General features: G+C 62.1%; 9 protein-coding genes. 6 read left to right on the top strand and 3 right to left on the bottom strand.

Annotated elements, in window-relative coordinates:
* From AC1RMX_RS07290 to AC1RMX_RS07280, 3 genes are all read left to right on the top strand, one after another.
* The gene (locus tag AC1RMX_RS07290; protein ID WP_096819782.1) at positions 1 to 795 is read left to right on the top strand and encodes an AraC family transcriptional regulator; all 795 of its coding nucleotides are present in this window, start codon (positions 1 to 3) and stop codon (positions 793 to 795) included.
* 63 nt (positions 796 to 858) lie between these two features.
* Positions 859 to 1,164, top strand: a complete 306-nt coding sequence (locus AC1RMX_RS07285) for a PsiF family protein (RefSeq protein ID WP_025111807.1) — start codon at positions 859 to 861, stop codon at positions 1,162 to 1,164.
* 98 nt (positions 1,165 to 1,262) lie between these two features.
* On the top strand, positions 1,263 to 2,276 hold the full coding sequence (locus AC1RMX_RS07280; RefSeq protein ID WP_096819781.1) for an AI-2E family transporter: 1,014 nt from the start codon (positions 1,263 to 1,265) through the stop codon (positions 2,274 to 2,276).
* A 57-nt stretch (positions 2,277 to 2,333) separates the two neighbouring features.
* Here the strand turns inward: AC1RMX_RS07280 and AC1RMX_RS07275 are convergent, their stop codons facing one another.
* On the bottom strand, positions 2,334 to 3,608 hold the full coding sequence (locus tag AC1RMX_RS07275) for an Hsp70 family protein (protein WP_102620112.1): 1,275 nt from the start codon (positions 3,606 to 3,608) through the stop codon (positions 2,334 to 2,336).
* A gap of 293 nt (positions 3,609 to 3,901) precedes the next feature.
* Here AC1RMX_RS07275 and AC1RMX_RS07270 point away from each other — a divergent pair, with 293 nt between their 5' ends.
* Positions 3,902 to 4,852, top strand: a complete 951-nt coding sequence (locus tag AC1RMX_RS07270; protein WP_096819779.1) for a DnaJ C-terminal domain-containing protein — start codon at positions 3,902 to 3,904, stop codon at positions 4,850 to 4,852.
* Positions 4,853 to 4,875: 23 nt separating this feature from the next.
* On the top strand, positions 4,876 to 5,181 hold the full coding sequence (locus tag AC1RMX_RS07265) for a chaperone modulator CbpM (RefSeq protein ID WP_096819778.1): 306 nt from the start codon (positions 4,876 to 4,878) through the stop codon (positions 5,179 to 5,181).
* A gap of 4 nt (positions 5,182 to 5,185) precedes the next feature.
* On the opposite strand, the gene AC1RMX_RS07260 is transcribed toward AC1RMX_RS07265, so the two are convergent.
* Entirely contained in the window at positions 5,186 to 6,313 is a 1,128-nt protein-coding gene (locus tag AC1RMX_RS07260) for a sensor histidine kinase (protein WP_493071278.1), read from the bottom strand.
* Positions 6,314 to 6,490: 177 nt separating this feature from the next.
* Here AC1RMX_RS07260 and AC1RMX_RS07255 point away from each other — a divergent pair, with 177 nt between their 5' ends.
* The gene (locus AC1RMX_RS07255) at positions 6,491 to 13,543 is read left to right on the top strand and encodes an NEL-type E3 ubiquitin ligase domain-containing protein (RefSeq protein ID WP_493071276.1); all 7,053 of its coding nucleotides are present in this window, start codon (positions 6,491 to 6,493) and stop codon (positions 13,541 to 13,543) included.
* A gap of 49 nt (positions 13,544 to 13,592) precedes the next feature.
* On the opposite strand, the gene ureC is transcribed toward AC1RMX_RS07255, so the two are convergent.
* A complete protein-coding gene (gene ureC, locus AC1RMX_RS07250; RefSeq protein ID WP_096819775.1) occupies positions 13,593 to 15,293 on the bottom strand; it encodes an urease subunit alpha in 1,701 nt (566 codons plus the stop codon).
* Positions 15,294 to 15,316: the final 23 nt, after the last annotated feature.

Raw genomic sequence — 15,316 nt, 5'->3', positions numbered from 1 at the left:
ATGAACAGTAAACACATCGATCTGCTGGATTTCAGCGAACTGCCGTCGGCGGTGTATTTCCGCTATGCCGACTTCAACGCCCACGAATACGCCGCGCCGCACCGCCATCCGTGGGGCACGCTGGAATACGCGGCCCACGGCGTGCTGCACATGGATGTCGACGGCAGCCGTTTCATGTCGCCGCCGCAGTACGCGGTGTGGGTGCCGCCACAGGTCGAGCACAGTTTCTACAGTCATCAGCCGGTCAATTATCGGGCGGTGTGCCTGGCGCCCGAGGTGTGCGCGGATTTGCCGGCGCAGGCTTGCACCCTGGCGATCAGCGACATTCTCAAGGCAATCCTCAAGGACTTCGCCGCCCGGGATGTGAAGATCCCCGCGTTCGATGCCGACCAGCGCCTGGCCCAGGTGCTGGTCGATCAGTTGCGGCAGGCGCCGGTTCATCAGTGTTATCTGCCATACGCCAGCAGTCCCGGGTTGCTGACGATCCTCGAAACCCTGCAGGCCGAGCCCGGCAACAATGAACCGCTGGCGCACTGGGCGGCGCAGGTGCATGTCAGCGAGCGCACCCTGGCCCGGCAATTCGTGCGGGAGTTGGGGATGAGTTTCGGCGAATGGCGCCAGCGGCTGCGCTATCTCGCGGCCATCGAGGCGCTGGAAAGTACGCGCAGTGTGCAGGAAATCGCCTTCGATCTCGGCTACAGCAGCGGCTCGGCGTTCATCGCCATGTTTGCCCGGCAGGCCGGATGTACGCCGGAACAATACCGGCGTAGCCATCTGGAGACTAGGAAGGTGTAACAAGCTTTGACTACACTCAGCCGGAGGCCGCCTCCATCGATGCGGCAACAAGGAGAAAACTCCATGAAGATGTTGCGTGTCCCTTTGTTGATGATCGGTCTGCTGCTGTGCTCCCAGGGTTTTGCCGCCACGGCGCAACAGAACAAGATGACCACTTGCAACGCCGACGCCACGGCCAAGAGCCTGAAAGGCGATGAGCGCAAGACCTTCATGAGCACTTGCCTGAAGGCAGCGCCGGCGGCCAACGACGCCAAGACCCTGACCCCGCAGCAGGAAAAGATGAAAACCTGTAATGCCGACGCCAAGACCAAGGCCCTGACCGGCGATGCGCGCAAAACCTTCATGAGTGATTGCCTGAAGAAAAAATAAGATCGACAGATCGCAGCGAGCGGCAGGGCATCCGCTCGCTTCGGCGCTGGATCGCTGGCAGACTGCCAATCCTTTTACGCCGTTCGTTTTGAGGCTGTATGCCAACGTTTTCTGAGCGTCATGTTGTGTTCTGGGTCAGTTGCATCATCATTTTCGGCGGTTTGCTGCTGGTGCTGCCGCTGCGCTTGTTGCCCAGTCTGTTGGCCGGTCTGCTGGTGTTCGAGCTGGTCAACATGCTCACCCCACAACTGCAACGGCTGATCGAAGGCCGCCGCGCGCGCTGGCTGGCGGTGGCGTTGCTGGGCACGCTGGTGGTGAGTGTGCTGGCGCTGATCTTTGCCGGGGCCATCAGTTTCCTGCTGCACGAGGCGGAAAATCCCGGGGCTTCCCTCGACAAATTCATGGGCGTGGTCGATCGTGCGCGCGGGCAACTGCCGCCGTTTGTCGATGCGTATCTGCCGGCCAGTGCCGCGGAGTTTCGCGTGGCCATCGGTGAATGGCTGAGCAAGCACTTGTCCGACCTGCAACTGGTGGGCAAGGACGCGGCGCACATGTTCGTGACCCTGCTGATCGGTATGGTGCTCGGCGCGATCATCGCGCTGCAGCGCGTACCGGACGTCACCAAGCGCAAGCCGCTGGCGGCCGCATTGTTCGATCGTCTGCACCTGCTGGTTCAGGCGTTTCGCAATATCGTTTTTGCGCAGATCAAGATTTCCCTGCTCAACACCTTCTTCACCGGGATCTTCCTGGCGGTGATCCTGCCGCTGTTCGGGATCAAGCTGCCACTGACCAAGACCCTGATCGTGCTGACGTTCCTGCTCGGCTTGCTGCCGGTGATCGGCAACCTGATGTCGAACACGCTGATCACTATCGTCGGCCTGTCGCTGTCGATCTGGGTGGCGATTGCCGCGCTGGGCTACCTGATCTTTATCCACAAGCTCGAATACTTCCTCAACGCGCGCATCGTCGGCGGGCAGATCAGTGCCAAGTCCTGGGAGTTGCTGCTGGCGATGCTGGTGTTCGAGGCCGCGTTCGGCCTGCCGGGGGTGGTGGCGGGGCCGATTTATTACGCGTATCTGAAGAGTGAGTTGAAGCTGGGCGGGATGGTTTAAGCGATTTGATCGCTCCCACGTCGAACCGTCTGCGTGGGAACGATCATCAGTGCAGTGTCAGTTCATCGAGCCATAGCGTTTCATGGCTTCAATCGCCAGGCCGCTGCCGATGCTGCCGAAGATATTGCCTTCCACATGCCGCGCGTTCGGCAGCATCGCCGAGACGCTGTTGCGCAGCGCCGGGATACCGCTGGAACCACCGGTGAAGAACACCGTATCGACCTGACCCACCGCCACATTGGCGTCCGCCAGCAATTGCGTGACGCTGCCGCGCACGCGCTCCAGCTGCGTATCGATCGCCGATTCGAACAAGGCCCGGGTCAGCTCGACGCTCAGCCCGGATTCGATCCGGTCCAGCGGCACGTGGCGGCTGTCGTTGTGGGTCAGCTGGATCTTGGTTTCTTCCACTTCCATCGCCAGCCAGTGCCCGGCGCGCTGTTCGATCAGCTTGAACAGACGGTCGATGCCGCCGGTGTCCTCGATGTCATAACGCATGCTGCCCAGGGCCAGGGTCGATTTCTGCGAGTACACCGAGTTGATGGTGTGCCAGGTCGCCAGGTTCATGTGGTGACTGGTCGGCATGAACGCGCCGCTCTTCATGCGGCTGCCGTAGCCGAACAGCGGCATCAGGCCTTGCAGGCTCAGTTGCTTGTCGAAATCGGTCCCGCCGATGTGCACGCCGCCGGTGGCGAGGATGTCGTCGTGACGGTTATCCATGCCCCGACGCTCGGGCGACAGGCGCACCAGCGAGAAGTCCGACGTACCACCGCCGATGTCGACGATCAGTACCAGCTCTTCCTTTTCGATGGTCGACTCGTAGTCGAAGGCCGCAGCGATCGGCTCGTACTGGAACGACACGTCCTTGAAGCCGAGCTTGCGCGCCACTTCCACCAGGGTGTCTTCGGCTTCCTGGTCGGCCAGCGGATCGTCGTCGACGAAGAACACCGGACGTCCCAGCACCACCTGCTCGAACTCACGACCGGCGGCCGCTTCGGCGCGGTTCTTGAGCTGGCCGATGAACAGCCCGAGCAAGTCCTTGAACGGCATCGCGGTGCCGAGGACGCTGGTGTCGTGCTTGATCAGCTTGGAACCGAGCAGGCTCTTGAGCGAGCGCATCAGCCGGCCTTCGTAGCCTTCCAGGTACTCGTGCAGCGCCAGGCGACCGTAAACCGGGCGGCGCTCCTCGATGTTGAAGAAGACCACCGACGGCAGGGTGATCTTGTCGTCTTCCAGCGCGATCATCGTTTCCATGCCGGGGCGCAGCCAGCCGACGGTGGAGTTGGACGTGCCGAAGTCGATGCCGCAGGCACGGGCTGGAGAGGCGTCTTTCATGGTCTTTCGGTTCCGGTCAAAAAAACGGCCGCGCAGTGTATGCCAGTGCGCGACAGATTCGAAGGCCAGTCATCTGCTATTTCACGACTAAGCTTGCTTGAAAGTCGCCGCTTTGCCCCAAACTTGCTGGCATGGGCCGGCAGACATACCGGCGGTCGCAAGAACCGCCGTCCACTGCCGATAAACTTCTGCTGCGCCACCCGGTCACAAGTTTGAGATCGGTCAACCTGGCACGCGCGAATCGGCGCATGCTGACGGCGGCGCGAAATCGATAACGGATGGTGACTCCTTCAATGGACTTCAAAGACTATTACAAGATACTCGGCGTGGAGCCGACGGCTGACGACAAGGCAATCAAGGCGGCCTATCGCAAGCTTGCGCGCAAATACCACCCCGATGTCAGCAAGGAAAAAGACGCCGAGGCCAAGTTCAAGGATGCCTCGGAAGCCTATGAAGCGCTGAAAAGCGCCGACAAGCGCGCCGAATACGATGACCTGCGCCGCTACGGCCAGCACGGTCAGCCGTTCCAGGGCCCACCGGGCTGGCAGAGCCGTGGCGGCTTTGGTGGCGGCGGTGGCGACACCGGTGACTTCTCGGACTTCTTCAGTTCGATCTTCGGCAATCGCGGCCCCGGTTTCGGTGGCGGCGAAGGCCGGCAATCCCGCAGCGCCGGACGGCGAGGGCAAGACGTGGAACTGGAACTGCCGATCTTTCTCGAAGAGACGCTTTCGAACGAATCGAAAAAAATCAGCTTCCAGGTGCCGCAATACAACGGTTCCGGCCAGCACGTCAGCAACACCAGCAAGAGCCTGAACGTGAAGATCCCGGCGGGCGTGACCGACGGCGAGCGCATCCGCCTCAAGGGCCAGGGCGCACCGGGCATCGGTGGCGGTGCCAATGGCGATCTGTACCTGACCATCCGTTTCGCGCCGCACCCGAAATTCGATGTCGAAGGCGAAAACCTGATCATCACCTTGCCGCTGGCACCGTGGGAACTGGCGCTGGGTGCCGAAGTGGCCGTGCCGACCCTGACCGGCAAGATCAACCTCAAGGTCCCGGCCGGCAGCCAGAACGGCCAGCGCATGCGCGCCAAGGGCCATGGTCTGCAGAACAAGGCCGGCGAGCGCGGTTATCTGTTCGTCCAGCTCAAGGCCGTGATGCCGAAGGCTGCGGGCGATGACGTCAAGGCGCTGTGGCAGGAACTGGCGAAGAAAGCCGCCTTCAACCCGCGAGAGAACTTCTGAACCCGGCGACGGAGTAGCCCATCATGAGCAGCCCCCTGATCGTTCAACTGGACATGGCAGAATTCTGTGAGGCGGCCGACCTGTCGGACGTCTACGTGATCGAAATCGTCGAACACGGCATCCTCGAACCTCAGGGCGCGCAGCCCCGGGAATGGCGCTTCACCGACTACGAACTGGCCTTGGCCAAACGCGCCGTCAAGCTGCGGCGCGACCTGGAGCTGGAATGGGAAGGCGTCGCCCTGGCGCTGGACCTGCTGGAAGAAGTGAAGGAACTGCGCGCCGAGAACCGGATGCTTCGTCAGCGTCTGGCGCGGCTGGTGGTTGAGTAGCGCTTCAAACCTGTCTGGGCAGCGTCACGCTGAACAGCGTTCCGTCGGCTTCGCTTGAACTGACTTCGATCGTCCCGCCGTGGGCGGTCACCACTTCCTTGACGATGAACAGCCCCAGACCGAGGCTGGTCGACGGCTGCCCGAGTTCTTCGTCGGCGCTGCGTACCAACGGATCGAAAATCGTGCCGATGGCCTCTTCGGGGATCGGCGTGCCGTCGTTATGCACGCTCAGGCACACGTTGTCGGTGTCGCCGCGCAGATCAACGCTCACCTCGCGGGGATCGGAGCCGTGCTGCAAGGCGTTGCCGATCAGGTTCTGTAACAGCTGATCGATCCGTCCGGCATCCCAGGCACCCCGGGTATCGCCGCTGATGGTCAGTGTCGGATCGCATTCCGGATTCCCGGCGCAGGCTTCGGCGATCGCCCGGCGCGCGGCGTCTGCCAGGTCCATGGGGACAGGGTTGATCGGCAGGCTTTTGCCGAGGCGACTGCGCACCAGTTCGAGCAGGTCGCTGACCATGGCCGCCATGTGTCGCGCACCGTGTTTGATGTTCAGCGCGCAGGTCAGCGCATCGCCTTCCAGGGTGGTTTTGCGCATCAGCACTTCGGTCGACATGCTGACCGCTTGCAGCGGCGCGCGCAGGTCGTGACCGAGGATGGCGAGGAAAATGTCGCGCGAGCGGTTGACCTGCTCGGCGTAGGCTGCCGTGGATTCCGCCAGCGCTTCGTCGATGGCTTCGTTGAAGCGGATCATGTCCTGAAAATATGCCATGTCCGGCGACTGCAGCGAATTGACCCACAAGCGAATCACACAGGCGCGCAGGTGACGGAACTCCGAGGTCATCTGCACCAGGTCGAACCCCACCGTATGCCGCAACTCACCGTGGCTGGCGCCGGCCTCGTCCAGGCTCGGGGTTTTCTCGGGGCCTTCGCCCTTGGCCTTGGCGATTTGCTCGCTGGCGGTTTGTGCGGTGTCCATGTCCCGCGCGGCGGCCAGCAGGATGGCCTTGGCATGGTCGCGCAGCGCCGTCTGATCCATATTGTCGGCCGCCGGCGTGATCGTACGGGCGAACTGCTCCCATTCCTCGACGATGTGATCCGCGTGTTGCCTGATGAATTCGGATAAACGCATGTCCGGGTTCCTGGAAATTCAAGGCGGGGCGTTCGAATATTAGTCCCTTTGCGCGGGAAAGATAGCGCCGCTCGAGCCTGACATTTCCGCTGACAAGACGCCGTACTGCGAGACATATGTACCGCAGCCACGGAGGTTCGCCATGGTCTGCTTTCGCTCCATTTCAAGGAGCGAATCATGCCCGAAATCCCTCTCACCCCACCTTCGCCAGATAAGGCTGCACCGCCTCCCGGGCCGGTTGTAACGCAAAGTCTGCACGCCGGTTTCCTCCAGCAGGCCAGCCCCGACTGGTTGATCAACGCACCGGTTCAGCAGCGTGAAGGGCTGAAAAGTGCCGATAACGCCACACCCGACTGGTACAGGCGCGCCTCGCGCGATCAGCGCAAGGCGGTGGGCGACGCCGTGACTGCCAGCCTCGCTGCCCAGGCTCGCCTGGACAAGGCCATGTCGGGTTTCCAGGACATCGACAGCTTCGCCGCGCCGTTGCTGACCAAGGCCCTCAAGGACCGCTTCAACGTGACGCTGGACCTCAACAAGACCTGGCTGCTGCTGAACAAACCGGTGGAAATGGGGATTTTTGCCATCGACATCGATTTCTTCGAAGTCCTGAAACTGCCATTGCTGCAAGCGGCCCTGCACAACTTCGAAGATCGTGAATGTAAACGTGGCGCCTTTCATGAAACCTCGGGATTTCGCAGGGAAACCTCGACACCCGGCACGCTTGTGCCATTGAACTCGCCCCTGACGGTCGAGCAATTCACCGGTCTGTGCCGCTCGCTAGACATCGGGGCGAAATATCAGGCTTACCTCAAGGATTTCCTGCGCCCCAAGGACGCGGTGGCCGAACACGTGCTGCGCGACAAATTCGTCGCCGCGCATAAAGCCGCGTTGCGTGCGGCGGCCGAACTGGCATTGGTCAAAGGTGATATCGGACACGAAGACTACGCCTCGATTCGCTCCATCCTCAACGGCGAACTGGCGCCGCGTCAGGGCCGTCGGCAGATCTGGTTCCGTGATCTGGGCCTGATGGGCCGGCGCATGACTGGCTGCGTGATGTTCACAATCTGCGAGAAGTATCGCTACAGCGACGACTCGATCCTGTATATCCCGGGTGATCCTTACCACCCGCTTAAACGCTACAAGGGGCGGGAAATAGCAGCAATGTTCAAGCAGCGGTTTACCGCACGTGACGCGACTCAAACTCATCCCGCCGAACCGAATGCCTACCAGCGCTTTTTCAGTCAGTTCGTCGCCTATGCCGACCGGCCGCGCTACTTCGACCAGTTCACCGACGACACGCCGAACCGCACGTTCACGCAAAGACTGGCGCCCTACGAGCCGCTGCTCAACGAGTTTTTCAAGGCACTCAACCCGATCAACGCCGCGCTGACAGGGATCCGCGAATTGCCGCCTGCGCCGCCGGTCGAGCAGGTGCCGAATGTTGAGCCGTATCTGAACCCGGTTGACCTGTCTCGCAAGGGGGGCGGGATCTGGTCGGACAATGTCGACCTGTGGAATTACCAGTTCGAGCAGCATCGTGAGCGGTTGATCGCCGATGCCCGCAGCCATGCCGTGCCCACGGCGGATGTCGACGCCAGGGTACGCTCGGAGAAGCTCGCCGCGTTGTTGAACATTGGCATGCTGGTGCTGATGGGTGTCTCGATGTTCGTGCCGGTGCTGGGCGAAGTGATGATGGTAGTGATGGCCGGGCAACTGTTCGAAGAAACTTTTGAAGGCGCCATCGAGTGGAGCGAAGGTGATCGCAAGGCTGCCAAGGCCCATCTGATCGATGTCGCGCAGAATCTCGCGTTGATTGCCTTGATGGCGGGGGCGGGAAAGGGGGTTGCTCGGTTGACGGCAGCCAGATCGGTGCCGGTCATCGAGAACCTGCATCAGGTGGAATTGCCCGACGGCACGACCCGTTTGTGGAAGCCTGACCTGAGTGGCTACGAGAGTCCGGTTAGGCTGGATCCGCACGCGATGCCGAATGCGCTGGGGCAATACGAGGCCGGAGAAAAAACCTGCATCCGGCTCGACGGCAAGACCTACCAGCAGGCTTATGACGAATCGCTCAAGGCCTGGCGCATCCAGCATCCGAGCGATCCGCAGGCTTATCAGCCGTCCCTGACGCACAACGGCGCCGGCGCATGGCGGCATACCCTGGAACGCCCACAGGACTGGGATCGATTGACGCTGTTGCGGCGCATCGGCCACAGCACCGAGCCCTTCGCTGACGAACAATTGCTGACGCTGGCCGATGTCGCCGGTGTCAGCGACAACGCCTTGCGCAAGATGCACCTGGACAATGCCTTGCCGCCGCCGGAACTGGCGGACGCCATGCGCCTGTTCAACGCCGAGCGTGACGCCGGACTGATCGTCGGGCAGGCCGCTGGTGCACAGGCGATCGACAGTCGCTTTCTGCATCTGCTGGCGCTGCTTCCCGACATGCCACGCTGGCCGTTCGGACGAGTGCTGAAGATCTACGACAGCCCTGAACTCTCGGGGAAGGCGCGCAGTTACGGGACGAAGCGCGGCGGCAAGGCGCCGATCCGGATCAGCCGGGCCGAGGTGTTGAACGGTCAGATGCCGACCCGGATACTCGCGGCGCTGGATGAAGCGGAGACGATTCGCCTGTTGGGTGGCGAGCCTGCACGCGTTCGGTCGGCACGGGCGCAGGAGTTCTCCAGACAGATTGCCGACTTCGCCAGCGCTCGTCAGCCTGCGTTATTCAACAGCCTGCTCAAGGGAACCGAGCCTGTAGAGCCTCGGACAGCAAAGCTGCAACGAGTGATCCCCGGCCTGACCGACCGTGCGGCCGCAGCCGTGTTGGGGCAAGCCAATGCCGGGGAACTGGCACGGCTGGACAGCGCAGCGAAGGTCCCCTTGCATTTACAGGAACTTGGTCGCTGGTATGGCCAGGCAGGGCGCTTGAGCCGGGCCCTGGCCGGATTGCGCAGTGAAACCATGGCCTCTGCCGATAGCCGCCATCTCGCGTTGCAGACGTTGGGACGGCTACCGGGCTGGTCCAATGACGTGCGTCTGGAAATCCGCGAGGGCAGTATCAGCGGCCCGATGCTGGATGCCATCGGCAGCGAAACGGCCGCCGAACACAAGTATCTGGTCAAGTACAGGGACGCCTATCAAGCCGCCAATGAACGAGGCGAGCCGCTCAACAGCATTCCGTTCAGGGGCGACAACTTTTTCGCCTCGTTGATGCACGCCTTGCCTGATCAGGCACGTCATGCGCTGGGGCTGCCGAATGTCGGGCAGAGTGTCGAGTTGCAAGGCGCGATCATGGATCGGGCGCTTGCCGAGCGCAGTCAGTCGGCACAGATTCTTCGCGCAGGTGCCGTCGAGAAACCTTGGTTCAAGCCGCCGCAACGCATTGCCCCCAAACTGCTTGGCTATCCCGCCAGCGGCGATGGACCGGGGCCGGACTCGGTGTTGACCGGGCACGTGCAGAACGTCTATCCGGGACTGACCGACGTCCAGGCCCGCGGCTTCATTCTTGAGCAATGGCGGCTGGGCAAGACCGACCAACAGATCTTTCATCTGCTCAACAATCGAATGAGCGAATGGCGAGAGCTGGAAACAACGCTTGATCAATGGCTGATGTCGCAGAACCTGCGCCTGCGCAGTACCCGCGACGAATTCGTCAGCGTGGTGCAAAACATAAAGGACTGTTGGCGCAACGCACCGTTGGCCGAACACAACGCTCAAGCGGCGCGCCTCACGATCATCAGTGATGCTCCGTTGCCGTCATTGACGGCGGATTTCTCTCATGTGCGCGAACTGACATTGCGTGCCCCGGTAGTGGGTGACACGCTTGCAGCGTTCCCCAATGTTGAAAAACTGGTGATGAGCGCCGGTGTCGGGGAATTCGACAAGGTCCTCGCGACGTTGAAGACACTGCGGCACATGACCCGGCTGAAACTGGCCACACCCATCACGGGCGCGGTGGCGTCGAGGGTCAGGGAACTGATCCGGCTCGAGGAACTGGAACTGCACTGTACGGGCGGCGGCATCAACACAGTGATACCGATGCAGTTGGATGTCAGCGGCATGCGCCAGCTGCGCAGGCTCGAAGTCGGCAGCCCGCCAATGCACCAATGGCCGCGCGGCGTTCTGGATTTACCACGACTGGAGCGTCTGAACCTGCGATCAACCTCGATCAATGCGCTGCCGATGGAAATCTATGAAGGTCATCAGCGACTGTTGTCCGGTCTGTCGCTGGACTGGTCGAAGTTCCCGCGCCGGGTGTTCAAACCGATCTACGAATTCGTCCGCAGTCAACCTCGGCATCTGATCGATCTGGACGAAATGGTTGCCGACTACTGTCGCGGTGAGCTCAAGCGTTTTGTCGGCATGGAGTCCAGCCTGTTCGATGTCCTGAGCAATGGTTTCAAGACGCAATGGACAGATGCCGGGAGCCGGCTCGTCGCCATCGAAGCCCTGAGTGAACAGTTCAGCGAACTCAACCGGCTGACGGAGTGGGTCGGTTCCGAACCGACCATCGCCAACGGCGGCGCCGCACGCTCGGCAGTCGCCGAAACCTTGCGGAGCAATTGGCGCAGTGGCTTGTTCCAGCGCTACGGCGCGCGCACCGAAAGCGTGTTTTTCAACCTGTACGTCAGTTTGCCCACCGATCCGTCGGTGCTGGATCTTCTGGGTTCTCCCGTGGACAGTCTGCCGGTCTTGTCTGCTGAAGGTTTCAGCCACGTCAGAAGCCTGCATCTGGCCGGGTTGCAGGCCCCGGTCGAACAGTTGCGCGGTTTCATCCGCACCTTCCGCGGGGTCGATACCCTCGACCTGAGCCATTGTGGCTTGACCGAACTGCCGCTGGAGCCGAGCGATCTGCCGGCGCTCGAAACCCTGAACCTGCACGATAACCCTCTGGAGCGTGTCGACGTGCGCGGCATGAATCGCCTGATGGCGTTGGACCTGAGTTCGACGGCCCTGCGCGAATGGCCGGCCGGTGCCGAGGATCTTCCGGAACTGACCTGGCTGGACCTCAGTGACAGTCAGTTGACCTCGCTGCCGGATGCGCTGCTGACGCGTGATGCATTGTTGCTGGATACCAGCCTGACCGGCACCCCGTTGAACCCGCAAGCCAAAGCCGCTCTCGCTACTGCGCGGCAGAGGATCGAAGGCGCCCGAGGCCTGGCCCCCGGATCGTTGCAGCGTTTTGCGCTGGAGGAACCGCGTCACCGTACACCGCCCACCGAAAGCGGTTCGGTCATCGCGCGACGCCTGTTGCCGTTGCCGCCACGGTTGCCTGCTGTTGAAGGGCCGGCCGGATGGGGCGCGCGCTTACGCCGCCTGCGCCCGCAGTACGACAACACTCGGGCACAACAGGCCATCGAACGGATGCAGGGCGCGGGGCTGACCGAGGTGCAGATCAGTGCGCGAATCGACGCTTGGGAACAGACATTCGAGTCGCTGACGCGGCGCCTCAACGATTGGTTGTTCACCCACGAAACCCGCGGTATGGATTGGGTCGTGTCGTCGCGCACCCGCCAGATTGCTGCGCAGCGCATCATCGAATGCTGGCGGGACGGTACGGTCGACTGGAATGGCGTCACTGATCGCGAGCTGAACCTCGACGGTCTGCAAGTAGGCAATCTGCCCGAGCTGACGGACGTGTTTCCTGCGGTGAGCACCCTGAACCTGGCGGGGGTCAAGCTTTCCACCGATGGCTCCAATGCGTTCCTCAGGGCATTCACGCAGGTGCGCCGACTCAATCTCAGCGGCAACCACTTGCCGGCTCTCCCCGAACCTGTCGGGCAAATGCGTCAGCTGGCGCGACTGGAACTGTCGTTCACCGGCCTTGCGGATTCTGCGGCGCTGTCTCAAACGCTTGAGGGGTTGACCCAATTGCAATGGCTGGATCTGAGCCATAACAGCCTGCGCACGTTCAGTGTCGCTCGCCTCGGGCGGCTGGAGCGGCTGGATCTGCGCGACAACCTGCTCACGGGCTGGCCAGAGGGAGTATTGCAAGCCCCGCACTTGCAGGCGATCGACTTGAGCAACAACGAAATATCGTCAATTCCAACGCAGCTGTATGACGGCAGCCATGCTGCGCTGATTGCCGGCAGCAATCTTTCGGAAAACTACGAAATGTCGCAGCAAAGTCTCGTTCGGCTGCGCGAGTACGCTGATGCGAATGGGCGTCGTGATGCGCTGGGCATGACGTATGCCGATATCGACCGGATGATCGACGATCTGGGCAGCACCACCGAAAGCGATGCGGAGGGCGCGGGCACCGATAGCGATCCCGAGCCGGATGAGGTCATTGCGGCACTCACCGAAACGGTTCTCGAGCAGCAAATGACGCCGTGGATTGAAAACATCCCCCAGGAGGACGCCGTGCGTTATCGGGCGATGTGGCAGCGGTTGGCAGTCGAACCCGACAACGAGGCCTTCTTCCATCTGCTGTCGCGGATGCCGGACACCGAGGAATTCCGGGTGTTTCGCGCCGACCTGACCCGACGGGTCTGGGAAATCGTCGAGGCGGCCGATGGCAGCCAGGAGCTGCGCGATACGCTGTTTTCCATGGCGACCACGCACACGACCTGCGTCGACGGGCGAACCCTGGCGCTCAGCGAAATCGAGGTCAAAGTGTATGAGTACAACGCCTTGCGACACCTGCAGCCAGGTCTTGCGGCGAAAGGGCGTGCCTTGCTCGACCTGTCGCGACAACTGTTTCGCCTGGGTGAGGTGGAAAAACTCGCGGCGCGCAGCATGGGCCGTCACGCCGATCCTGCGGAAGTGCGCCTGCAGTATCGAATCGGCCTGACGTCGGGTTGGGAGGATGGTCTGCAACTGCCGGGGCAACCCAGCCACATGCGGTTTGCCCGGCCGCTCAGGGGCGAGGATCTGGCAGCCGCTCGCGCTGCGGTGGTGAAGGCTGAAAAAGGCGAGGGGTTTTATGAGGAACTGATCAGCCGTGATTACTGGGTGCAATACCTGACCGAGAAGTACCCGGATGAACTCGGCGCGCTCAAGCGCAGTTCGGATGAAAAATTGCAGCGACTTGAGGATGAATACGAAGACGTCACCAGCGCGGCGTACCAGGAGGCGGTGCAGATGCTCGAGGTTGAACGCAGTATTGAGCGCAACCAGCAACTGATTGCCTTGTCACGCCTGGAAACCGGCGAGCCGGTGACGGTCGGGCTTGAGGGGGAGCGGTCCGGCACTTCGCGGTATCTGATGGACACCTCAGACCGCTGAAGCGCTGGCAGCCTCGGTCGTCGAGAGGCTCGACGACCGGGGCCAGACATCAGAACAGAAAGTAACGCTGCGCCATCGGCAGGGTTTCGGCCGGCTCACACCAGAGCAACACGCCGTCGGCCTTGACCTGATAGGTCTGCGGGTCGACGTCGATGTTCGGCAGGTAATCGTTGTGGATCAGGTCGGTTTTCTGCACGTCGCGGCAGCCTTTGACCACGGCGATTTTCTTTTTCAGGCCCAACGCTTCGGGCAGCCCGGATTCCTGCGCTGCCTGGCTGATGAACGTCAGACTGGTGGCATGCAACGAGCCACCGTAACTGGCGAACATCGGGCGATAGTGCACCGGTTGCGGGGTCGGGATCGACGCGTTGGCGTCGCCCATCAGGCTCGCGGCGATGGCGCCGCCCTTGAGGATCAGCGTCGGTTTCACGCCGAAAAATGCCGGGCGCCACAGCACCAGATCCGCCCATTTGCCGACTTCCACCGAACCTACCTCGTGGCTGATGCCATGGGTGATCGCCGGGTTGATGGTGTACTTGGCGATGTAGCGTTTGGCGCGGAAGTTGTCGTTGCCTTCGCCGTCCTTAGGCAACGGGCCGCGCTGCTTTTTCATCTTGTCGGCGGTCTGCCAGGTGCGCGTGATGACTTCGCCGACGCGGCCCATGGCCTGGCTGTCGGAGCTGATCATCGAGAACGCGCCGAGGTCGTGGAGGATGTCTTCGGCGGCAATGGTTTCGCGGCGGATACGGCTTTCGGCGAACGCCACGTCTTCGGCAATGCTCGGGTCGAGGTGGTGGCAGACCATCAGCATGTCGAGGTGTTCGTCGATGGTGTTGCGGGTGAACGGCCGGGTCGGGTTGGTCGAACTCGGCAGCACGTTGGCGAAACCGCAGGCCTTGATGATGTCCGGCGCGTGACCGCCGCCGGCACCTTCGGTGTGATAGGTGTGGATGGTCCGACCCTTGAATGCGCCGAGGGTGGTTTCAACGAAACCGGATTCGTTGAGGGTGTCGGTGTGGATCGCCACCTGCACGTCGTACTGGTCGGCGACGCTCAGGCAGTTGTCGATGCTCGCCGGGGTCGTACCCCAGTCTTCGTGCAGCTTGAGGCCAATGGCGCCGGCCTTGACCTGTTCGATCAATGGCTCCGGCAGGCTGGCGTTGCCCTTGCCGGTGAGGCCGATGTTCATCGGGAACGCATCGGCCGCCTGGAGCATCCGCGCCAGGTGCCACGGTCCCGAAGTGCAGGTCGTTGCATTGGTGCCGGTGGCCGGCCCCGTGCCGCCGCCGATCATGGTGGTGACGCCGCTCATCAGTGCTTCTTCGATCTGCTGCGGGCAGATGAAGTGGATGTGCGTGTCGATGCCGCCGGCGGTGAGGATCATGCCTTCGCCGGCAATCACTTCGGTGCTGGCGCCGATGGCGATGGTCACGCCGGGCTGGACGTCCGGGTTGCCGGCCTTGCCGATGGCGGCGATGCGCCCGTCCTTGAGGCCGACGTCAGCCTTGACGATGCCCCAGTGGTCGATGATCAGCGCGTTGGTGATGACAGTGTCGACCACTTCGGCCGCCAGCAACTGGCTCTGGCCCTGGCCGTCGCGGATCACTTTGCCGCCGCCGAATTTCACTTCTTCGCCGTAGGTGGTGAAGTCCTGTTCGACTTCGATCCACAGCTCGGTGTCGGCCAGGCGCACCTTGTCGCCGACGGTGGGGCCGAACATGTCGGCGTAGGCTTGTCTGGAAATCTTCATCTAGCGTCCTTCAGGAAAATAAC

The organism is Pseudomonas sp. GW822-FHT03F04, assembly GCF_058801405.1.
The sequence above is the reverse complement of the archived record's forward strand: the minus strand, read 5'-3'. Positions and strand labels throughout refer to the sequence as shown.